The organism is Christiangramia gaetbulicola, from assembly GCF_003054225.1.
Taxonomy (GTDB): Bacteria; Bacteroidota; Bacteroidia; order Flavobacteriales; family Flavobacteriaceae; genus Christiangramia; species Christiangramia gaetbulicola.
In genome coordinates this window covers 973,870-994,740 of record NZ_QBKQ01000002.1, presented here as the reverse complement: position 1 = coordinate 994,740, position 20,871 = coordinate 973,870, and the positions used below count along the sequence as shown (strand labels likewise).

The 20,871-nt window shown below is 40.5% G+C and carries 18 protein-coding genes and 1 tRNA gene; 8 read left to right on the top strand and 11 right to left on the bottom strand.

All coding sequences use genetic code 11. The annotated features are described in order from the left end of the window. Window positions 1-53: 53 nt before the first annotated feature. The 5 genes from C8P64_RS11210 to C8P64_RS11190 all read right to left on the bottom strand — a co-directional run bounded on the left by C8P64_RS11210 (window position 54) and on the right by C8P64_RS11190 (window position 5,532). Entirely contained in the window at window positions 54-1,427 is a 1,374-nt protein-coding gene (locus C8P64_RS11210; RefSeq protein ID WP_108172144.1) for an exonuclease domain-containing protein, read from the bottom strand. Between the two features lie 15 nt (window positions 1,428-1,442). Next, window positions 1,443-2,102, bottom strand: coding sequence for a YggS family pyridoxal phosphate-dependent enzyme (locus C8P64_RS11205; RefSeq protein ID WP_108172143.1), 660 nt, complete (start codon window positions 2,100-2,102; stop codon window positions 1,443-1,445). Window positions 2,103-2,174: 72 nt separating this feature from the next. Beyond that, window positions 2,175-3,410, bottom strand: coding sequence for a DUF1015 domain-containing protein (locus C8P64_RS11200; protein WP_108172142.1), 1,236 nt, complete (start codon window positions 3,408-3,410; stop codon window positions 2,175-2,177). Between the two features lie 131 nt (window positions 3,411-3,541). Next, a complete protein-coding gene (locus tag C8P64_RS11195; protein WP_108172141.1) occupies window positions 3,542-4,432 on the bottom strand; it encodes a 3-hydroxyacyl-CoA dehydrogenase family protein in 891 nt (296 codons plus the stop codon). 134 nt (window positions 4,433-4,566) lie between these two features. Further along, on the bottom strand, window positions 4,567-5,532 hold the full coding sequence (locus C8P64_RS11190) for a Gfo/Idh/MocA family protein (protein ID WP_108172140.1): 966 nt from the start codon (window positions 5,530-5,532) through the stop codon (window positions 4,567-4,569). A gap of 134 nt (window positions 5,533-5,666) precedes the next feature. On the opposite strand from C8P64_RS11190, the gene C8P64_RS11185 reads away from it, so the two are divergent. Continuing rightward, entirely contained in the window at window positions 5,667-6,308 is a 642-nt protein-coding gene (locus tag C8P64_RS11185; protein WP_108172139.1) for a protein-L-isoaspartate(D-aspartate) O-methyltransferase, read from the top strand. A 151-nt stretch (window positions 6,309-6,459) separates the two neighbouring features. Here C8P64_RS11185 and C8P64_RS11180 read toward each other — a convergent pair whose 3' ends face one another. Further along, window positions 6,460-7,491, bottom strand: coding sequence for a M28 family metallopeptidase (locus tag C8P64_RS11180; protein WP_108172243.1), 1,032 nt, complete (start codon window positions 7,489-7,491; stop codon window positions 6,460-6,462). A gap of 280 nt (window positions 7,492-7,771) precedes the next feature. Between C8P64_RS11180 and C8P64_RS11175 the strand changes: the two genes are divergently transcribed. Beyond that, window positions 7,772-7,856, top strand: a tRNA-Ser gene (locus C8P64_RS11175). 543 nt (window positions 7,857-8,399) lie between these two features. Here the strand turns inward: C8P64_RS11175 and C8P64_RS11170 are convergent. The 3 genes from C8P64_RS11170 to C8P64_RS11160 all read right to left on the bottom strand — a co-directional run bounded on the left by C8P64_RS11170 (window position 8,400) and on the right by C8P64_RS11160 (window position 13,137). Then, window positions 8,400-11,432: a sensor histidine kinase gene (locus C8P64_RS11170; RefSeq protein ID WP_245889697.1), complete on the bottom strand. Its 3,033-nt coding sequence runs from the start codon at window positions 11,430-11,432 to the stop codon at window positions 8,400-8,402. After that, complete coding sequence (locus C8P64_RS11165) at window positions 11,362-12,114, bottom strand: LytR/AlgR family response regulator transcription factor (protein WP_108172137.1); 753 nt, start codon at window positions 12,112-12,114, stop codon at window positions 11,362-11,364. Before C8P64_RS11165 ends, C8P64_RS11170 begins: the two co-directional genes overlap by 71 nt. A 90-nt stretch (window positions 12,115-12,204) precedes the next feature. After that, window positions 12,205-13,137, bottom strand: a complete 933-nt coding sequence (locus tag C8P64_RS11160; RefSeq protein WP_108172136.1) for a LysR family transcriptional regulator — start codon at window positions 13,135-13,137, stop codon at window positions 12,205-12,207. Between the two features lie 93 nt (window positions 13,138-13,230). Here C8P64_RS11160 and C8P64_RS11155 point away from each other — a divergent pair, with 93 nt between their 5' ends. The 5 genes from C8P64_RS11155 (at window position 13,231) to C8P64_RS11140 (ending at window position 18,050) form a co-directional block, all read left to right on the top strand. Beyond that, window positions 13,231-13,572, top strand: coding sequence for a hypothetical protein (locus C8P64_RS11155; RefSeq protein WP_108172135.1), 342 nt, complete (start codon window positions 13,231-13,233; stop codon window positions 13,570-13,572). Between the two features lie 16 nt (window positions 13,573-13,588). Continuing rightward, a complete protein-coding gene (locus tag C8P64_RS16445; RefSeq protein ID WP_146167216.1) occupies window positions 13,589-13,804 on the top strand; it encodes a hypothetical protein in 216 nt (71 codons plus the stop codon). Beyond that, on the top strand, window positions 13,804-14,088 hold the full coding sequence (locus C8P64_RS11150; RefSeq protein ID WP_108172134.1) for a hypothetical protein: 285 nt from the start codon (window positions 13,804-13,806) through the stop codon (window positions 14,086-14,088). The genes C8P64_RS16445 and C8P64_RS11150 overlap by 1 nt, the downstream gene beginning before the upstream one ends. Window positions 14,089-14,169: 81 nt before the next feature. Further along, the gene (locus tag C8P64_RS11145) at window positions 14,170-15,672 is read left to right on the top strand and encodes a proton-conducting transporter transmembrane domain-containing protein (RefSeq protein ID WP_108172133.1); all 1,503 of its coding nucleotides are present in this window, start codon (window positions 14,170-14,172) and stop codon (window positions 15,670-15,672) included. Beyond that, window positions 15,669-18,050, top strand: a complete 2,382-nt coding sequence (locus tag C8P64_RS11140) for a DUF2309 domain-containing protein (RefSeq protein ID WP_108172132.1) — start codon at window positions 15,669-15,671, stop codon at window positions 18,048-18,050. The genes C8P64_RS11145 and C8P64_RS11140 overlap by 4 nt, the downstream gene beginning before the upstream one ends. An 83-nt stretch (window positions 18,051-18,133) precedes the next feature. Here the strand turns inward: C8P64_RS11140 and C8P64_RS11135 are convergent, their stop codons facing one another. Continuing rightward, a complete protein-coding gene (locus tag C8P64_RS11135) occupies window positions 18,134-18,877 on the bottom strand; it encodes an energy transducer TonB (RefSeq protein WP_108172131.1) in 744 nt (247 codons plus the stop codon). Window positions 18,878-19,201: 324 nt separating this feature from the next. Between C8P64_RS11135 and C8P64_RS11130 the strand changes: the two genes are divergently transcribed. Beyond that, a complete protein-coding gene (locus C8P64_RS11130; RefSeq protein ID WP_170106653.1) occupies window positions 19,202-20,053 on the top strand; it encodes a universal stress protein in 852 nt (283 codons plus the stop codon). Between the two features lie 65 nt (window positions 20,054-20,118). Here C8P64_RS11130 and C8P64_RS11125 read toward each other — a convergent pair whose 3' ends face one another. Further along, window positions 20,119-20,838, bottom strand: coding sequence for a class I SAM-dependent methyltransferase (locus C8P64_RS11125; protein WP_108172129.1), 720 nt, complete (start codon window positions 20,836-20,838; stop codon window positions 20,119-20,121). Window positions 20,839-20,871: the final 33 nt, after the last annotated feature.

The following is a 20,871-nucleotide window of genomic DNA, read 5'->3' as shown; positions in this document are numbered from 1 at the left end:
TGATTTTTTATTGTCTTCCACAGTAGGTTAAAAATATAAAAAAATCCCGAAGCTTATTCCTGAATGGATAACTGGACGATTTTGAAATTATGTTTCTTGCGTAAAAAACTCTGAATGATATGTTCAGCGTCTCTGTTGTTACTCATTGGGGTGATGATAGATCTAATGATATCCAGTTTATTGATTTGGTGGTTCAGGTTAAAATAACCTACGCCCTTAAACTCCCCATCTTCAATGAGCAAAGCGCTTTTTTCATCTACCTCGCGGCCACGACCAATGAGCAACATATTTTGATTTTCGTAAGAATATCTTTCTATAAGCTTTTCAGCCCTTTCATTATATTCTTCCGGAGTTTCTTCTTCCAGGCAGGCTCCATAACAACTTTTAATAGTGTAGGCAAAACAATTACCTGTTCCACCATGTAAACCTGAAAGCCGCTCACAAAGCTCATATTCCTCCACCCATTTGGTCAGGGAATTCTTAGCCGACCTCAAAGAGCTAAAGGTGGTGATATTTTTCTTTGTTTTATGTGCCCGGCCAATTTTAAAGTTCACATAGCCATTTTCATCTACTGAATGGTAGAGGGCATGGCTGAAAATATCCTTTTTCAGAGCCCGGTTATATCTGGGCTTTATTTCCTTGATCTCCTGATTCTCCTTTAGAAGAGCGATCAATTCATTACCCGTAAGTTCATAAGAAACTGAAGCTACCTTGCGCTGCATTTCCCTGGACTTAGGATTGTCATTTGTAAAATGCTGGTTGACCCTTTTCCTGATATTTCGTGATTTCCCCACATAAATAATATCCCCATTCTCATCATGGAAATAATAGACGCCGGTTTCTGAAGGTAATTCTTCCAGAATAAAAACCAGTTTGGTGTCGAGGTTCCTTTTAGGTTCCTTGCGCACATGCTCTTTCATGATGTCTTTTTCGACATCTTTGGCGAGCAGCATTTTGAATAATTTGATGGTGGCCTGCGCATCACCAGCCGCGCGGTGCCTGTCGCTTAATGGTATTCCCAGGGATCTAACCAGTTTTCCTAAACTGTAGGAGGGAAGCCCTGGAATAAGTTTTTTTGAAAGTTCTACGGTACAGAGGCTTTGTCTTTCGAATTCAAAACCCAGCCTTCTGAATTCTGTACGCAAGATCCTGTAATCGAATTTCGCATTGTGAGCCACCAGGATACAATCTTCGGTGATCTCTACCACCCGCTTGGCGATCTCATAGAACTTTGGAGCATTGCGAAGCATGTTGTTATTGATCCCGGTAAGATTAACCACGAACGGCTGTATTGGCTGTTCGGGATTTATTAGGCTAATAAACTGATCGGTTACTTTATGGCCGTCAAATTTATAAATTGCAATTTCGGTGATCCCTTCTTCATTATACTTGCCACCCGTCGTCTCTATGTCTAATATTGCGTACAAATAGTCTCTTCTTCTTTAATTATACTTTCGCGCCCCAAATATACTACTTCCAATACGAACCATGGTAGATCCACATTCCACAGCGATCTGATAATCACCGCTCATCCCCATCGAAAGTTCGGTTAGTTCTGGGTGTTGGTCTCTGAATTTATCAAAAACTGACTTTAAATGTTTGAATTCAGATCTTACCTGCTCTTCATCATCGGTAAAGGTCGCCATTCCCATCAGGCCGATCACCTTTACATTTTCCATTTTTTTATAGGCTTCAGACTCTAATATCTCTTTAGCTTCTTCTGAATCGATACCGAATTTTGAATCTTCCTCGGCGATCTTTATTTGCAAAAGACAATTGATCGTGCGATCGTTCTGTTTAGCCCTTTTGTTGATCTCCTTCAAAAGTTTAAGACTGTCTACAGCATGGATCAGGGAAACGAAAGGTGCCATGTATTTTACCTTGTTACGCTGCACGTGTCCTACCATATGCCATTCGATATCCTTAGGAAGCGTTTCCCATTTATCGGTCATTTCCTGGATCTTATTTTCCCCTAAGATACGCTGGCCGGCGTTGTAGGCCTCCATGAGATCTTCATTGGGTTTGGTCTTGGAAATGGCTACGAGCCTCACATTTTCGGGAAGTTCGTCTTTATATTTTTTAATATTTTCAGAAATGTCCATCCTTTATTTCAATTTTAAATTAAGGATTCATAAAACTCAGTTCGTCTGGTTGGTTGGTTGGTTGAGCCAGGTCTAGAATTCATAGATCGTAAGGCCGCTGCGTAACTTAGGTTCAATATAAGTACTTTTTGGCGGCATGGTCAAATTTTCGTCGGCAATTTGCTTGATTTCTTCAATCCTAGCTGGTAACATTCCAAATCCTACTTCAAATTCCCCGCTGTCTACCCGGGTTTTTAGTTCAATCAGGTCATTACGCCCGTGTATATAAGCAATGCGCTTGTCATATCGAAGGTCTTCAATTCCTAAGATTGGCTTCAGAATTTTTTCGAAAAGTATATAGGAATCTAGCTCGCTTAGGGAATCGGTGAATTTATAGTTGGTCTTCCGCAGGTAAAGTGAATAAAATTCCCCTCCCAGGTACATATTGAAATGATGCTTTTTGGAAGGTTTATATACTTCAAATCCACGATTCTCTATTCTGAACCATTCATCCAGCAGAATAAGGAACTCTTCTTTTGAATGTCCGTTGAGGTCTTTAATAAGCCTGCTGAATTCAAAAATCCTGAGGTTGCTTTCAGAGATCAGGTAGCTCATAAAGTAATTATAAGCCTCCTCACCTGTATGATCGGGATTACTTTCACGGCTTTCCTTAGCCAGTAACCAGGAAGAAGCACTGCGATGGTGACCATCTGCGATATACAGCTTTTCCATAGCTCCGAATTCGGCCTTGATCTTTTCGATATTTTCCGGGTCATCGATTAGCCAGAGCGAATGAATCTCCTTGTTATAGGTGGCGAATTCATATTCCGGTCTCGACTTCATTCTCTCCTCCAGCAATTCGTTGATGACCGAATTATCGGGATAGGTAAGTAATACCGGTTCGGTATTAAAACCAACCACTTTCAAATATTCTTTAAAAAGCTCTTCCCGGTGCGCGATCGTATCTTCATGGCGGCGAATCACCTCCTTTTCATAATCTTCCACACTGGCCGCGGCAATAATTCCGCAGCAGGAAGCATCGCGGCTCTGGATATTATAGATATAATAACAGGGCTGCTCGTCCTGGATAAAAGTATGCTCTTCCTTAAATTCGAGATAGCGGTTCTTCACCATTCCGAAGCGTTTTTCCCCACCAATCTCGTGCTGGAATTTATATCCCGGATTTATGATGTGAAGAAAAGAATAGGGATTGAACTCTAACTGTGCCCTAAGCTCTTCCTCGCTGTAATCTTCATAAGAACGGGAAGCAACGAGGCCCGCAAATGCGGGCGCCGGTCTCACTGCTTTAAATGGAATTATTTTGGTCAAATTTTAATTGAATTTCAATAGATACAGATTTCTCAGTCATCTTTAAAGACTCCTTCTAGATGACAATAAAATGGAATATTTACCGATGAGAGAAATCTAAATACTCAATTCTAATTACTCAATACTTGAGCTTAACTGCTAAATTGAGAAGAAACCTTTTCTGCTTTTCTGCTTTCAGAATAGTCATAGAAGCCTTCACCAGATTTCACCCCGATCTTACCGGCTCTAACCATATTTGTTAGTAACGGGCAGGGAGCGTATTTAGGATTTTTGAATCCGTCATACATCACTTCAAGGATAGAGTGGCATACATCGAGGCCTATAAAATCTGCAAGTTGCAGAGGCCCCATAGGATGAGCCATTCCCAGTTTCATTACCGTGTCTATTTCATAAACCCCGGCCACGCCATTGTATAGAGTTTCGATTGCTTCGTTGATCATTGGCATCAGGATCCTGTTGGCAACAAATCCAGGGTAATCATTTACTTCTACGGGTACTTTGTTCAGCTTTTCTGAAAGATCCATCACCGTATTGGTCACTTCATCGCTGGTATTGTAACCGCGAATGATCTCTACCAGCTTCATTACCGGCACCGGATTCATGAAGTGCATACCTATCACTCTCTCCGGATTAGAAACCGCAGAAGCGATCTGTGTGATCGAAATCGAGGAGGTGTTGGTCGCCAGGATCGTATCGTCTGAAGTATGCTGATCAAGATGTCTGAAGATCTTAAGTTTCAGCTCTGTATTTTCAGTAGCAGCTTCCACCACAAGGCTGGCATATTCCACTCCTTCTGAAATATCTGTATAGGTAGTGATATTATCAAGCGTTTCTTTTTTCTGATCTTCGCTGATTTTTTCTTTAGCAACCATCCTGTCAAGGTTTTTGGAAATGGTATCCATTCCTTTCTTCAGGCTTTCTTCTGAAATATCAATAAGTTGAACTTTGTATCCGTTCTGGGCGAAAGTATGGGCAATACCGTTCCCCATAGTTCCGGCACCTATTACTGCAATATTTTTCATTTAATTAGTTTTTTATGGTGACTTCCTTAAACGTCATCCTGAACTTGTTTCAGGATCTCAAATTCTGGAAAGCTGAAACTCCCGAAGCATCGGGACAGCTTAACGATTTTGCATTGAAAGTCTTTATTTTTCAATTATACATTAAAATTAGCGATAACCTGGTTGGCTACTTTTAGAGCTTTAGCGCCCTGTTCCATGGTTACCACAGGTTCTTTATCGTTGTTTATAGCATCGGCAAAACTTTCCAGTTCCTCCAGGATCGCGTTGTTAGGAGAAACATCAGGATTGTCGAAATAGATCTGTTTTTTTATTCCTTCGGCATTCTGAAGGATCATAGCGAAATCGTCAGGATTTTCCGGGGCATCTTTCATCTTTACTACCTCGCATTTTTTCTCCAGGAAATCTACAGATATGTAAGCATCCCGTTGAAAGAACCTTGATTTTCTCATGTTCTTCATCGAAATACGACTCGCGGTAAGATTCGCCACGCAACCATTTTCAAATTCGATCCTGGCATTGGCAATATCTGGAGTATCACTAATTACTGAAACTCCACTGGCATTGATCTTTTTCACTTCAGATTTCACCACACTAAGCACCGCATCTATGTCATGGATCATAAGGTCTAGTACTACCGGTACATCTGTCCCACGAGGATTGAATTCTGCCAACCGGTGCGCCTCGATGAACATAGGGTTTTCTATGCGATCTGCCACCGCCTGGAACGCCGGGTTGAATCTTTCAACGTGCCCAACCTGACCTTTTACACCATGTTCTTTTGCAAGCTTTATAAGTTCTTCGGCTTCTTCGAAAGTATTGGTGATCGGCTTTTCAATAAAAAGGTGTTTGCCTGCCGAGATCACTTTTTTAGCGACATCAAAATGAGAAAGGGTAGGAGTAACAACATCGATCATATCTACAGCCGCGATCAATTCATCCAGATCATCGAACATCTTATAACCGAATTCTGAGGCTATCTTTTCAGCGTTTTTCTTGTTGGCGTCATAGAAGCCTATAAGTTCATATTTTTCAGATTGCTTTAAAAGTTTCAGATGAATTTTTCCGAGGTGGCCTGCACCCAGAACTCCTGCTTTCAGCATATTTTTGCGTTTTTCACAAAAATAGCATTTTGATATTAAATACTTTATAAAATTAGGCTAAATCCCGGGGGCTAATTGCTTGGGATAAATCAGCTTGTTTGCCTAATTTTATAGCCTGAACAAAGCATGAAAACTTGAAGGATACTTACAGACACCAGGGGAAAAGGCAGCAATTGGTGAGAACCGTGAAAAAGAAGGGCATCACTGATGAGAAAGTCCTTGCGGCTATTGGGAAAATCCCTAGGCACCTATTTATGGATAGTAGTTTTGAAGATCATGCCTATCAGGATAAAGCCTTTCCTATCGCTGCAGACCAGACCATTTCCCAGCCTTATACAGTTGCTTTCCAGTCGCAATTACTGGAGATCAAAAAAGGGGATAAGGTACTCGAGGTTGGTACGGGCAGCGGATATCAAACCGCGGTGCTTTGCGAACTTGGAGCGAAGGTTTATAGTATTGAGCGCCAAAGAGAGCTTTATAAGAAAACAAAAACCTTTCTTTCCAAATTAGGTTACCGTCCTAAATATTTAAGTTTTGGGGATGGTTATAAGGGAATTCCGGAATATGCCCCTTACGATAAGATCATCGTTACTGCTGGTGCTCCCGTGGTTCCAAAAGATCTATTGAGTCAGTTGAAAGTAGGAGGCAGGCTGGTGATCCCTGTGGGAACCGAAGTGCAAACCATGACCCTTTTCATTAGAAAAACCGCGAAGGAATTCGATAAAAAGGAATATGGGGCATTCAGATTTGTTCCGTTACTAGAAGATAAAAACTAGTTCTGAAGTACGAAACGGCTGAAAGTTTTAGGCTCTAAGCCTTAAGCTTTAAGTCGATACTATATTTAAAACTGACTAATTATCAGTACTAACTACTCACAAAAAAAGCCCCGTTATAAAACGAGGCTCTGAATCTGTAATTCAAAAAATATTATTTTCCTACGCTGGCAGAATCTTCAGCTTTATCTACCACAATTCTGGCGTCGCGGTTAGCGATCTCCCAGGCAGTAAGGAATACCAACCTTGCTCTTTTTGCAAGCAATTCATATTCAATTTTGTCTGGAGTATCCGTTGGTTTATGATAATCTGCGTGAGTTCCATTAAAGTAAAAAATGATCGGGATATTGTTCTTCGCGAAATTATAGTGATCACTTCTATAATAGAAACGGTTAGGATCATTTTCATCATTGTACTTATAATCCAGATCCAGATTAGTGTACTTGGAATTCACAGCTTCACTTAGATTGTGTAGGTCTGTACTTAGTTTATCACTTCCAATAAGATATACATAGTTTTCGTTGCCTTCATGAAACGGATCTATACGACCAATCATATCTATATTAAGGTTGGCCACCGTATTTTCTAATGGGAAGATAGGTTCATCTGTATAGAACTTTGAACCTACCAAACCTTTTTCCTCCCCGGTTACATTAAGGAAAAGGATAGATCTTTTTGGAGTGTATCCATCTTTGCTCGCTTGCACGAAAGCTTCAGCGATCTCCAGAATCCCTACCGTACCAGAACCATCATCATCGGCTCCATTGTAAATATTTCCTGCATCATCGATACCTACATGGTCATAGTGAGAAGAGATAACCAGGATCTCCTCTGGTTTTTCAGAGCCTTCAAGGAATGCGACCACATTCTCGGTTGGTTTTATATTGCCATTTCTAAAATAACTTGTAGGAACTTCCTGGAAATAATCATCACCACCAAGTGGAGAGGGAAGGTTCAGACTTTTATATTCGTTTTTCAGGTATTCTGCAGCTTTCTTCTGTCCAGGTTCGCCGGTTTCACGACCTTCGAATTCATCACTGGCAAAAGTATAGAGATGTTCTTTAAGCTCTTCAGCAGTAATACTTTTAGCATATTCCATAGGATCAGCATTTTCTACTTTTCCGTTCTGGGCACTGCAGGATAAAAGGATGGCCGGTAAAAAGGCCAAAACCAATATTTTCTTCATTTTATGATCTGTTTTTATAATAATTGGCGCCAATATAGCAGATTTAAACCAAAGATATGGTAAGCTTATCATAAATATAGAACCTAAGAATTGAGCACCTTCAATTTTGAATTGAAAAGAGATCTCCTGCATATGGGAAGGTAAAATTTATGAGCTGGGAAGTAGCTGAAAATGAAGTCTCTAAAAATTACTCAAAAAAAGTTCAGATTTTAGTTGTGCTTAATTGAAAAAGCTTGTTATATTTGCACCCGCATTCAGCAAATAGCTGATGAGGCACTCAGGAGAAATGGCAGAGTGGTCGAATGCGGCAGTCTTGAAAACTGTTGAGGGTCACACCTCCGGGGGTTCGAATCCCTCTTTCTCCGCAAAGAAAAACCCGCAATGAAAATTGCGGGTTTTTTGTTTTATAGCCATGTACAGGCTCACTTTTCTAAATGCGGAATTCCAAAAGGCTATATTTTGAATTGCTGTGCTGTGGCGCTTTAAAGTTCCCTTTTTTAACTATGTATATTACTTGTTTTGCTCTGAATGATAATAGGAGATTCCTCACCACGATCTCGCTGCTTTCAATAAGACACTTAGAAGAGATTTATTTTATATAAACTGAAGCTTGTAGGTGACGAATTACAGGTTACTAGAAATAAAAAACCATCAACGAATTTTTGCCCGCTAATGGTTTGGCTTGAAAAAATAGATTGGTTAGTTTGGAATATTCTCAGATTAAAAGACTAGAGAAGTGACTGCTACCATAGCTCAAATTAATATTACGACCCTACCCATAATATTAAATTCGAAAGCAGCCCTCATTTAGGTGTAGCTGCCACTTGCCCTAATTTTCCTCAAATATACAGGCTTGTCTTAAGTAAATAATTGCCGTTTAGTTAACGTATGGAATTTGAAAGTAATCGTTAGACCTCAAGGGTTATAATGACAGTGGTACCTTTATTTTTAGTTGAATTTATTTGAATAGCCTCATCCACATTATAGCCTAACAAGGCCAGTCGTTCCTGCAACAGGCGAACTCCCTTGGAATTATGCAATTTACTGGTCGTGCCTGGAGAAAAACCAATACCGTTATCTTCAATTTTGCACTGCAGCAACTCCTCATTTAATAGCTTAAAAGAAACTTTTAATTCGGGGTTTTTAATATTGCCTGGGAAAGCGTGTACAAATACATTTTCCACAAAGGTTTGTAATATCATTGTGGGGATCTCCACTTCATAAATGTCTATCGCGGGGTCTATATCCATTATCACCCTGATCGCATTATTAAACCTGGTATTTTCTATACGGATATAGGATTGTAAATATTCAATCTCTTCAATTAGCAAAATGCTTGGTTTGGTGCAGTGATCGAGATTTAGCCTTATCAGTTTAGCGAAATCACCCAAGAATACCGTTGCATTATCTATATCACTGTCTAGTATATAATTTTGAATTGAATTCATGGCGTTAAAGATAAAATGCGGATTCATCTGCGCCAGTAAGGCTTCCATCTTAGTTTCCTCAAATCGTTTATGGATAAGGCTTTTTTGCATTTCAAAATTCCTGGTCTGCCGTATCTGAAATTTATATATACTAAAGATCAACATTGAAATGCTGCTGAATAACAGCAGAAGGAACCACCAGGTTTTCCAGAAAGGTGGAAGTACGCTCATACTCAATAGAGATTGCGTATAATTTAGGCCGGTGCTTTTGTCCAGAACCCTTACATCTACCTTGTAATTTTTAGATGGTAAGAAAGGCAGGAATATCTGTGGGTCAGAAGAGGGAAGACTCCAATTATCGCTGTTATTTAAGCGGTATTGGTAGGCTAGTTTGTGCGGATACGGGTGCGCATTCGTGCTGAATTTTAGCAACACGGTATTTTGATCATAAGCCAGATCGATGTCCTTTTTTCCAGCAAGTTCTTCGGAAGCAAACTCGTTATTATTGATGTAAACTTCCTTGATCTCTAATTGGTTTACCAAAGGTTTTGGATTGCTAATCGCTTTAAGATCTACGCTGTAGTACCCATCTTTGCTTCCAATAACCAGCTGGTCTCCTTCTACTTTTGCGCCCAAAAGAGGCTGTTTGAGTCCCTGCTCCTCATTTAGGAGTATAAAGCGTTCGTCTTTAACGAGGGTCAATCCTTTTTCGGTTCCAATCAATAAGCTACAATCATATTCTTTTAAAAATGAAATAGTATTCCCCGCAATTTTAGCACGAGGGATTTTCTTTAAGACTTCAAATGCGGAGTCATCATTTACAATGAAAATATCTCCAAATTCAGTTGAAATTGCCAGGTCTTTACCCAAAGGGGTAATATGTCTTAATTTCTTCTCTTTCCAGGTTTCCTTTTCTAAATAGGAACTGAATTTTTGATCTTCCCATATATAAAGTCCGGAGAAAACAGAAAGGAAGTAGGTCTTTTGTGCCTTTTGTAAACTGTTGACGACCATGGTAGGAGTCCTGGCATCGTCCTGAAGAAAGTGGGTGTATTTAAAAAAGTCCAGGTCATTATAAACTCTTACGCCACCATAGGGGTGGGTTTCAATAAGGTCTCCGTTCCCTGTAAAATTGATCTCTTCTGAATGTAAAGGCAGGTAGCGATGTAATTTTCCGTTTTCTTTTATGGCAAAGATGCCAATATTGGAATTCACCCAGTACCTGTTTTTATGGGTCTTAATGTCGTAAAACTGAATATCCTTTGCCCTGGTTGTATAGTCTAATTCGTAAAAGGAATCCTCATGTTTAGGCAATGCTATCCTGGTGTTCAAAACGTATTTTTCCTGCCATTTTTTAAGCTGTTCTAAACTCGTTTTCTGCTCCTCATTATTACTTTTTATAGAGATACCGTCACTATGCAGTACTGCTGAAGAATTTTCAGTATTGGCAAATCCCAGGATATTCTTTCCTTCGGTTCTATGGAATTTTATCTGTGGATTTAATTTGATCTCGAAGAGGCCGGCATCCCTCGTGCCCGCGTATAGTTTTTCAAAATTGGCATCATAGGCCAGGGAGATCACTTCCTTGCTGGGAATATTAAAATCTTCTGCCCTGGAGATTAAGCTATCACCTGCAATCTCATAAATTCCGCCATTGGCATCGTATATTCCCCATGCCGCAGCATAGATTTTCCCGTTCCTTGTTTTTATATAATCCCAGATAATGGAATGTCCCAGTTTTTTTGAAGGGGTATTATCCTTTTCACCAAAATAATCTTTTATACTGGTTTTGCTGAAAAAGCCTTTCCTGCTGCTGTAAATACTGTCTTTTTCCAAAAAGACTGAATAGAGATATTCTTGGTCATTCACCCTGACCAGTTTCTTTTGGTTTTCCCTGTTCTCGAATTTGAAAATTCCAGATCTATAAGAAACCACGTAAACCTGATCTTCATATTCAAAAAATTCCTGAACCCGGAATAACTCGTCTTTTTCTGGAATATTGAATGTTTGAACTTTAAGGGTGTGTATGTTTACCACCGAAACTCCATCACTGGTGCCAACAAACATTTCATCTCTATTTGAAAATAGGCTGGTGATCTCATTATGCACCAGTCCCTCATTTTCTGAAATTACCCGGAATTTAGTGCCGTCATAAATACTGAGGCCTTCTCCATAACTTCCAAACCACAGGTTCCTATTTTTATCTTCGGCAATTGCCCAGCAACTGTTCAACGCCAGTCCATCTTCCTCAAAAAAGTATTTAAAGACGTCATTTTCCTTCTTAACCACGCCATTATCGGTACCAATCCAGAGAATATTGTCGCTATCCACCAACAAAGCTCTAACGGTATTGTTTGGCAGTTCGGTGGCAGCATTATAATTTTTACTGGGAAAATTCTGGGAGAACGCTAAATTAAGCCATAAAAATACTAAGAGGAATAGACTAGTGGTTTTGCAGAATGGCATTGATAAATTCTTCTTCTTTCCGGAAAGAGACGGGAAGTTTCTCTCCATTGGTTAATTCAACTTCCTTATTGGCCTTATGGTATCTCACCACGTAATTCAAATTGAGAACATAGCTTTTGTGTATTCTTTGAAAGGAATTAGCAGGAAGTATTTCCTCAACAAACTTTAAGGTCTTCGCAGCCGTTTTCGTACAACCATCGATCTTTTTTATGCAGCAGTAATTGCTCTCTGCCTTGCAATATAATATCTGATTTGAATGAATAAGTTCAAAGCCTTCTACCGTAGGAAGGGCTATTTTACTCACCTTCTGATCGTTCACATTCAGGTTCTCGAGCAGTAATGCAAGTTTTTTCTGGGCAGAACTGCCGGCAGTTTTAGATTCAAATCTTTTTACTGCTTCAGCCAGATCCAGGTGATTTATGGGTTTTAACAAATAGTCCAGCGCGCTACGCTTTATGGCTTTAATGGCGAATTGATTATAGGCCGTAGTGAAGATGACTTCAAAATTGATGACATCGAAATATTTGAACAATTCGAACCCATTTTTTTCAGGCATCTGTATATCTAAAAAAACAAGGTCTGGTTCATGTTGTTTTATTGCCTGAACCCCGCTGTCTACCGAATTGCATTTTGCTACTACATTGAATTTATTCGGGAAGTACCTGTTTAAGGTTTTCTCCAGTAAACTCTGGGCATTAATTTCATCGTCGATGATGACTGCTTTTATCATAAAATAAAACTACTATTTATTGCCGAATTGAAAACTATTTGACCGTGTATTTATACTTTTAATCGGATTTTATTCCTATTCCTGGATCTATTATACATCATCATAATCCTTAACCCAACTGAAACTTTTTGCAATAAGTTCTTCTTTATGCTCCTTGATGTATTCCAGGTAAGCCAGGGCCACGGGAGAAAGTTTTTTAGACTTGAGCCAGACCAGGTACCAGTTGGTATGCATAGGCAAACCTTTTACCGGGATGATCTGCAGGTCATTATTCTTCAGCTCATTTTTGATGCCAATCAAAGGCATTATAGAGAAACCAAGCCCTGCCAGTACTGCTTGTTTTACCGCTTCGTTAGACATTAGCTCTATTTTCTTTTGTACCGAATACCTGCGGCGGGCGATAAAACTTTCCATAGCCATACGTGTTGCAGATCCCTGTTCCCTGTAGATAAGCGGCATTTTTTCGAAAAGATCCCTTTTTTTAGTCCGTTTTGAAATATTAAAATCGCGGCTTCCTAATAAGTACAGGCTGTTTGGCATGAGGGTGACCGAATTAAGCTTCAGCTTTTTGGGCATTACCGAAACCAATGCAAAATCTACTTCATTCTTTTCAAGGCTGCTAACTACCTTGGATTTATTGGTCACATTAATGGCGAGTTCCACTTCGGGATTTTCAGAAATAAAAGAGGAGAGGAAATAGGGCATTACATATTTGCCGGTTGAAGCACTGGCGATCTTCAATCTACCTGAAAGCTTCCCCTGGAACGACTTCGTTTTGTAATTGATGGCGTAGACCTCTTTCAGGATCTTGTCTGCTGCCTTAGCGATCTCCTGTCCAAAATCGGTCACATATAACTGTCTTCCGGTGACCTCAGTGAGCGGAATTGGGAACTGATCCTGGAAATTTTTCAGCTGAATTGACACTGCTGGCTGAGTAAGGTTCAATTCTTCAGATGCCTTGGTGATGCTGCGTAATTCCACGATTTTTTGAAATATCTGCAACTGGTGTAAAGTGTAGTTCATAAAAATTATTAATGTAAATCATAATAAATATAAATAAAAATATATCAATGATAGTTCACAAATTTGTAACCAGAAATCAAAAACTTCAATAAAATGGAAATCAAAGAACTTACCCAAACAGAACAAAAGCTACAACATGTCGACCTGGTAAAAGGCGATTTTACCAGGATGGAAGCCTCGCACATCATCGGTGCTTTGATCGATCAAAAGATCAATTTTCATAAGATTCAGCGCCTTCAACACTGGGAAGGGAATCATGACTGCGAGACCCGTGATCTGGATGGCAGGATCGCTGAACTGGAAGAACAAAAAAGATTAGCCAGAGAATTCCTTTCAAATCAAAATCAATCCGGTTGTGTATTCAATATAAAGGGAACTTTAGAGATACAAGTAAAGCATCCGGCCTATTCTACTAATAATCATTCAGCTAACTAAACCAAAAACAGAACACATGAACCATTTAAAAAATAGTTTATTACCTGTACTCGGAATGTTAGTCCTGATCTTTTTTATAGGGCTGTCTTACATCAACAATTATATTTTCTTCGATAAGCTGCTTATGTGCAGCATAGTCCTGGCGATCATTTTCTTTATGAGACTTCAGGAAAGCGTACCATCTCATAATCATGATGAGCAAAACTTCGATAGGTTACAAGGGAAAGAGTAATGGAGGATTCTATAAAATTCATAACAGGAAAATATAGTCCGGCAGAAGCTGCAGATATCCTGATCTCTGTATTGAACGACAAGATCAAATTTCACTCTCTAAGGTCTCTTAATCTCACTGCTTCTGATAGCAGTACCAGATTGAATTCTGAAAAAAGGATCGAAGAGCTTACCGCAGTGAAAAAGAAGGTTGAAAAAATGGTTTCCCAGGCACACCGGGAAAATCGTTACCTCGACATCTCCAGCTCTATTAACATTAAAATGGTTGATCCAGATGAAAAGTAAAATGTATCAGTATTCTATTTTTCAATTCCACAAGGAACAACTTTCCAGTTCTTTTTCTAACCAAAAATTTTAATAATAGACATGATAAGTACTAATAAATATGATCCTGCAGAAAACAAGGATCTGATCTTTCACGGAAAAAAATCAGCTGGACCTGGCGAAACAGGCCTGAATGATTACTCCCGGATCTTTACCGTGTTTCTCTGGATGCTCTTCGCAGGCAACCTTTTGTACCTGATCTTTAATTACAACGATCTTCCCAGCTGGACCAACGGAATTTTCAGAATTAACGGGTTTACGATACTTATATGGTTAACCGTGAGTTTCTTTAGCGCCGTGGTAAGCACCTACTCTGGTAACTACCTGAAAGGTTTTGCCTATCACCAGCGCTTCAACTGGTTGAGCCTTGGTTTTACATGTTCGGTCATGCTTCTGGTCGCCTCAGAACATATCCTTTTGCTTATCCTGTCCTGGTGGAGCATGGGATTATTTATGAGCAGATTGATCGGGGTGAACCTGAAATGGGGCGAGGCGAGACAGGCTTCGAATTACACCCAGAGATTCTTTTCAGCCGGTAGTGTATTTTTAAGCCTGGGAATTTTATTACTGGCTTTTCAGAGCGAAATTTTTACCCTAAGCGAATTGGCGAAGGAGGTAGGAAGTATGCCCGGATATATCGTCCTACTGTCCGGGCTTTGCATAATAACGGCCGCGGTCATCCAGTCTGCGATCTATCCTTTTCACCGCTGGTTACTGTCGGCCATGACCGCGCCAACTCCAGCTTCAGCCTTAATGCATGCCGGTTTTGTAAACGGATCTGGAATTCTACTCGCCTTATTCGTAAGTCTTATTTTCGCATCCAATACCTTGAATATCCTGTTCATCATTGGAGGGCTTACCGCCATCATCGCGCAGTTCACCAAGCTGATCCAGGTAAATGTGAAACAAAAGCTAGCCTGCTCCACGATCGCACAGATGGGATTCATGCTCATGCAATGCGGACTCGGATTTTTCAATGCAGCCGTAGCGCACTTGATCCTGCATGGATTCTATAAAGCCTATTTGTTCCTTTCTGCAGGGGAGGAGGTGAGATACTCTCAGCCATCAGATCAACCTAAGATCAGGATAAAACCACTGCAGACTTTGGTAGTGCTACTGTATAGTGTTGCCGGTGCGATCCTTTTTGCACTCATCACTGGCAAGGGAACAAAGCTGGACAGTGGAATTTTTCTTACTCTTATTGTAGCCATAACAGTAGGGCAGGCTACCTATAACATTGTTAAAGAGCGATCTCTGAGCAATATCCAAAAGATAGTCGCTCCCCCGGTCATTTTCGCCTGTGGAATAGGGATGTATGGTCTAATGTATAACGGGGTGTCCCATATCATGAGCGATATGCCGCTGGTAAATGCTGCTACACCACTCTCTGGAATACAGGTGGCCTTTGGGATCATATTTCTGGTGGGTTTCTTTATGATGAAACTTGGCGCATACCTAAAAATATCCTGGCTGTATGTAAAACTGCTAAATGCTTCCCAGGCTTATAAAAAGTCTGTATTAATGTATAAATCTAGAACCTTATGAGTCCTGAAAACTATTTAAAACAGATCAATGAAGCTTCCCGGGTTATTGGAAAGACCTGGCCACTTTATTCCTTTGTCACTTCCAATCCCTTATCTGGTTATGAAGCTTCAGGTTTTGCTGAAGCCCTGCAAGAAGCTGAAAAACTTCTTGGTGCAAATGTATTTCCCGAGGCTTCTCTTTATCGGCAAGCCTGGAACAATGGGGATATAGATAGAAATATCCTCAAGCAGGAACTGGAAGCCCGCAGGATTTCAGAATCTCCGGAACTTTGCCTGCAGTTGTTCGATTCTGAAGATTTACAGGAAGAGGAAAATGAGTTTCAGGAGCTGGATCGCATCATGGCAAAATGGATGGGGAGCTTTATGGATGAAGGGATGGCAGAATGGCCGATGCCCAATAGGGAATTGGGCTTTTATAAAGCCTGGCGGAAACTGGCAAAATATGATGATGACTTTAAGGTCGATAAAAATTCAAAAATTCCTGAAACCAGTGAGGAAGCGATCTCAATTGTTCTGAAGGGTTTATCTGAAGAAGATCTTTTAAAGACCTTTATACATCACCTCGCCGCTTTACCGGGCTGGACGGGATATATCAATTACCGGATTGCTTCAGGATCTTTCTGGCAGGAAAAATATCCAATAAGCCTACAGGATTACCTGGGAGTTCGCCTTTGGCTGGCAAAACTGCTGAAACTTCCTGTAATTCCAATAGAAAAAAGATCAGGTAAAGATAACCGCATCACCAGGATCCAGCTTTGCTGGCTCAGGGCCTGGGAAAAAAGCTGGCAGCAGAAGCTTATAGGAAGCCTGCAGGAAAGTGCTTCAAACCAAGAAAATTCTGAGAAGAAACTTCCAGATGCCCAGATGGTATTCTGTATAGATACCCGGTCTGAACTTATACGCAGGCATGTCGAGGCCTCGGGAAATTATGAAACTTTCGGATATGCAGGATTTTTCGGGATCGCCATGGATTATGTGGGGGTAAAAGATGGCCTCGCTCGTAAATCCTGCCCTCCGATAGTCAACTCTGCCTATAAGGTTTCAGAAATTCCGCAGGCACAAAAGGAGGAAAGCATGCAGAAATTGCAAAAAGACAACCAGGTTTTTGCCTTTAGTAGCTATTTTCTGAAAAGGATGAAACACATGCTGCCTTCTGCTTTTGGATATGTGGAAGGAACAGGAATACTTTATGCCGCTTCCCTGCTAGCTAGGACCCTTACGCCTGGTTTCCTTTACAAGGAGAAAAAGAAAAATGAGAATCTGCACGAGCATTTCTGTGAGACCGATCTTCAAAGAATTTACTCAGATACTGAACTATCTGAAATAGAATTGCAGGAAAAGGTCACGATCGTAAAAGGTGGTTTTGACATGATGGGCTGGAAAGATTTTTCTCCTCTGGTCATCTTCACGGGTCATGGAAGCCATACTGCGAATAACGCCTTTGGATCGAGCCTTGATTGCGGAGCATGTGCCGCCAGCCCGGGTAGGAATAACGCCCGGATGCTCGCAAAACTTGCAAATATGAAGGAAGTAAGAGAAGTGTTGAGAACTGAGCACGATATCAAAATTCCTGAGAATACGGTTTTTGTAGGTGCAGAACATAATACGACCACAGACGAGATCGTACTTTTTGACTCTCAGGTGCCAGAATCGCACCAGGAACTTCTTACAGAGCTGAAAAAGGATCTCGAAAAAGCTCAGATCACTGCCACCAGGGACAGGCTTAAATTTGAAGGAGATGGAAAGGCACTGGCAGAAAGAAAAGCAAATAACTGGAGCGATACCAGGCCTGAATGGGGACTGGCTAAAAATGCCGGCTTTATTGTAGGCCCGAGAAGTCTTACTGAAAAGACAAACCTGGATAGCCGTTGTTTTCTGCACTCTTACGACTGGAAACAGGATGCAGAAGGTAAAGCCCTGGAAACTATCATGCAGGGGCCTATGGTGGTTACCCAGTGGATCAATAATCACTATTACTTCTCCAGCGTAGATAACGAGACCTTTGGCGGAGGAAACAAGATCACGCATAATATCACCGGAAGATTCGGAGTGGTACAGGGAAATGGAGGAGACCTTAAAATGGGGCTTCCGCTGCAATCCCTGAGGCAAACAGATACAGAAATGTACCACCAGCCACTGCGATTATCGGTAATGATCAACGCACCGGTAGCAAGGATCTCTGAGATCTTAAGTAGAAATGAAAACCTTAAAATGCTACTGGATAACGAGTGGATCTACCTGCTGGCCATGGATCCGCTGCAGGGGAATAAAGTAAAACGATATAAGAAAAATATGAACTGGGAGGAAGTTATGGATAACGAACTTATAGTTTCTAAAAAGCCTGAAAGTAAAGTGTTGGAATTAGTCGATCCAGCTTAGAATGAGGCGTCGTGAGAAAATAAACCCGCAGTTTTAGCTGCGGGTTTATGTTTTTAGGCCAATTTTATTTCGATAATCCTAAGCTATAAAGATTCTTCTCTTACTTCAAAAGTGATAGGTAAGGTATAGACCACACTTACGGGACGGTTTCTTTGTTTTCCCGGGCTCATTTTTGGGAGCATCTTAATGACTCTTTCAGCTTCTGCCTCCAGTAATTTATGCGGACCACGGGTTTGGATTCCGGTTACATCTCCATGCTCGTTGATCCTGAAGACCACGTAGATTCTGTTGATGCCATACAGGTTCAGGTCTGCTCCCAGGTTCGTATTGAACTCGTGTTGTATCAATTCGTCAATTTTAGCCGACATACATCTCTTTTTGGAAGCATTATCGGGTTGGTTTTCACAACCGGGATATACAGGCACATTTTCAATAAGTACGAAAGGAACTTCCTCTACTTTTTCTTCAATTTTTTCTTCTTTGATCTCGGCCACTTCTATCACTTTCTCGATCTTTTGCTCCTGGTTGGATTCTGTAGATCGTATCTCGGTTTCTTCAACTTCCAGTTCATCTGCTACTACCTCGATCACTTCAGGTACAGGTGGTGGAGGTGGAGGAGGGGGAGGCACATCCTTGATTGCCGTTACCGGGATATCTTCCATATCTGATTCTGGCACCACAATTTCGTAGCTGAAAGTATCAGAATGTTCTGTGAACTTCCACTCGATACCAAAATAGGTGATGGCCAGTATAAGGATCAATCCTATCTGGAAAAATATAAAGCTATTGCGGCTTAGGTCTGCTTTTGGATTCTTCTTGACTTGCATGGCTAAAAGATTTAAAGTCAACAATTATTATCCCTGAAGGTACTTCTAATATCGGCTGAATAATATGACAGTCATCATATATCAAGGGATTTCAACCATTTTCGCTTGCTAAAAAATTCAGCCGGATCTTTCATAAGGCCTTCTGAAATTTAGTCGGAAAACTCCTCCATTTTCCACGGAAAAAAGGAGTTAATTTTCAGGTTATTTCTTAATCTTAGAGAAGGTATTTTAATGCTCATTGCTCTTAAATTCAATGAGTTATGATTTGGGTCATATTTTATAGAAATAGGTTGCCGTATTTTGTTGGGAATTAATATGCAGGCCATGAAAAATATTCTTCTACCCACAGATTTTTCAGAGAATTCGATAAATGCGATCAAATATGCGCTGAGGTTTTTTGAAAAGAGAAACTGTACTTTTTATCTATTACATACTTTCACTCCGGCGGCTTATCATTCGGGTAAGGCTTTTCAGAATTTTACCTCTATGGAGCTGGTTCATGCCACTAGGGATGCCGCTGCTGAAAGAATAAAAAACCTCATAACCAATCTTAAAGCTGAATTCAATAACCCGCAGCATCATTTAAAATGGGTGGTAGATTTCAATCTGCTTATCGGAAAGATCAGAAGCATGGTAAAAGAGAAGAATATAGATCTTATTATTATGGGAACCCAGGGGGCTACCGGTGCCAAGGAGATATTTTTAGGGACTCATACCATGTACACCATTAAGAAAGTGAACTGTCCCGTGTTGGCCGTGCCTTCGGGTTATCACTATAAAAAGCCTGAAGAGATATTGTTCGCGACAGATTATAAGATCTTAAGGTCACAGGATCTGAGGTTTCTGGAATATTATATTGGCTTACACTCGGCACGCTTACACATACTAAACGTGTATACCGAAAACCTGGACGAACAGCAGCGTGAACATCGTAAACAGCTTTCTGAATTCCTGAAAGATCGTAAACCTGTTTTTCATCTCACCGAAGGTGATGATATTCCTGAAGCGGTGGAGGCTTTTCAAAAAGAGAATAATATAGACCTTATGATGATGGTACATAAAAAGCACAGTTTCTTCGAGAATATTCTTTTTAAACCCGTCATCAACCAACTGGTGTATCATACCAATGTTCCGTTCATGGTCATGCCGGTAAGGGAGAAGCAGAGCGAGCAATAGTCGAATTAACGCGATCTATAGGTTTTTATCTCTATTGAAATGGGGTTATTTGATTGTAAAAAAAATCACTCTTTCACAAAGACCATACAATGCTGCCAGGGAAGGTTGCTGATATTCTCTTTCAGCTTAAAACCATTCGCTTTGAATTCCTCTACGGCCTGGGCCTCGGTCATTTTATGTAGTTTTTTGATCGGGATTGAAGCATCTTCTCCGCGGTATTCAATAAGATAGATCTGGCCATCTTCGCGTAAGGCCTTGTGCATGGATTCCAGCATCTCTACGGGGTAACTGAATTCATGATAAACATCTACCATCAGGATCTTGTCAACGGAATTTTTCGGCAGGTTTACTGATTTTTCTGATCCCATAACAATTTCAATATTATCCAGACCAGATTTCTTTTTTTGCTCGCGAATGGCCTGAAGCATTTCGGGTTGTATATCTACGGCATAGACCAGGCCTTTGTTAGCCAGTGGAGCCATTTTAAAAACATGGTAACCCGAACCTGCGCCAATATCGGCGATAGTGTCTCCGGGCAAGATATCCAGGTTCTTGATAAGCCTGCTTGTATTTTCCTCTTTCTGTCGTTCCGGGCGCTCCAGCCATCGTATTCCCTGGTAACCCATCACATGAGAGATTTCCCGACCTTTGTAGAATTTACCTGTGCCATCAAAACTACCAGATTGAAAGGTATAGTGTTCGCTGGTTTTTTCAGTTTGTCCCTTGCATTGGAAAAATGTAAAGGATAATAAACTAATAAGTAAGGGATAAATATAATTTTTCATGAGATCGTTCTGTTTTTCCTAAATTTAAGCAAA

Bases quoted from the DNA above. Each gene is read 5' to 3' on its own strand.
- C8P64_RS11155 (WP_108172135.1), top strand. From the start codon at position 13,231: ATGGAAATCAAAGAACTTACCCAAACAGAACAAAAGCTACAACATGTC.
- C8P64_RS11130 (WP_170106653.1), top strand. From the start codon at position 19,202: ATGAAAAATATTCTTCTACCCACAGATTTTTCAGAGAATTCGATAAAT.
- C8P64_RS11140 (WP_108172132.1), top strand. From the start codon at position 15,669: ATGAGTCCTGAAAACTATTTAAAACAGATCAATGAAGCTTCCCGGGTT.
- C8P64_RS11190 (WP_108172140.1), bottom strand. From the start codon at position 5,532: ATGCTGAAAGCAGGAGTTCTGGGTGCAGGCCACCTCGGAAAAATTCAT.
- C8P64_RS11205 (WP_108172143.1), bottom strand. From the start codon at position 2,102: ATGGACATTTCTGAAAATATTAAAAAATATAAAGACGAACTTCCCGAA.
- C8P64_RS11180 (WP_108172243.1), bottom strand. From the start codon at position 7,491: ATGAAGAAAATATTGGTTTTGGCCTTTTTACCGGCCATCCTTTTATCC.
- C8P64_RS11125 (WP_108172129.1), bottom strand. From the start codon at position 20,838: ATGAAAAATTATATTTATCCCTTACTTATTAGTTTATTATCCTTTACA.
- C8P64_RS11165 (WP_108172137.1), bottom strand. From the start codon at position 12,114: ATGATAAAAGCAGTCATCATCGACGATGAAATTAATGCCCAGAGTTTA.
- C8P64_RS11135 (WP_108172131.1), bottom strand. From the start codon at position 18,877: ATGCAAGTCAAGAAGAATCCAAAAGCAGACCTAAGCCGCAATAGCTTT.
- C8P64_RS11145 (WP_108172133.1), top strand. From the start codon at position 14,170: ATGATAAGTACTAATAAATATGATCCTGCAGAAAACAAGGATCTGATC.
- C8P64_RS11150 (WP_108172134.1), top strand. From the start codon at position 13,804: ATGGAGGATTCTATAAAATTCATAACAGGAAAATATAGTCCGGCAGAA.
- C8P64_RS16445 (WP_146167216.1), top strand. From the start codon at position 13,589: ATGAACCATTTAAAAAATAGTTTATTACCTGTACTCGGAATGTTAGTC.
- C8P64_RS11195 (WP_108172141.1), bottom strand. From the start codon at position 4,432: ATGAAAAATATTGCAGTAATAGGTGCCGGAACTATGGGGAACGGTATT.
- C8P64_RS11170 (WP_245889697.1), bottom strand. From the start codon at position 11,432: ATGGAGAGAAACTTCCCGTCTCTTTCCGGAAAGAAGAAGAATTTATCA.
- C8P64_RS11160 (WP_108172136.1), bottom strand. From the start codon at position 13,137: ATGAACTACACTTTACACCAGTTGCAGATATTTCAAAAAATCGTGGAA.